Below are 426 nucleotides of genomic sequence, written 5' to 3'. Positions count from 1 at the left end.
TTCTCAATGTCGGCTAGTTGTAGAATGGCTTGATTCATACCAGTTCCTTAAACCAATGGATTAAAAGACGACGCCAGCTTGGAAAATAACGTTAGCGTAGGGCGTGCATTCGCCAGTTCTGACCACAGCGCGGTTTTGACGCGTTTGGTCTTTGAATGCTTCATGAGAGATGTAGGTGATAGTGATGTTTCTTCCGCAGCGCTCTTGTTCTGCTTCGATTTCACTAAGGAAGGCATCATGAAGAGATGGACTGACAACCTTGAACTCTTCCGCGAGGACGACACCCTCTACTTGAGACTCAGTTAAGATCACCTTGACCGTTTCGATAAACGAGGGCACTCCGTGTGTCAGTGCAAGATCGATTCGCTGAGTTTCATCTGGGATGGGTAAACCAGCGTCGCAAATTGTGATTTCATCTGTGTGGCC

General features: G+C 47.4%; 1 protein-coding gene. It reads right to left on the bottom strand.

What is annotated here, in order from left to right; genetic code table 11:
• Positions 1–60 precede the first annotated feature (60 nt).
• On the bottom strand, positions 61–426 hold a 366-nt coding region (gene rbsD, locus AB4585_RS28575; protein ID WP_372172154.1), incomplete at its 5' end, for a D-ribose pyranase.

It is taken from the genome of Vibrio sp. 10N.222.49.C9, assembly GCF_041474985.1.
Lineage (GTDB): Bacteria > Pseudomonadota > Gammaproteobacteria > Enterobacterales > Vibrionaceae > Vibrio > Vibrio crassostreae_C.
This window is presented reverse-complemented; position numbering and strand designations above follow the sequence as displayed.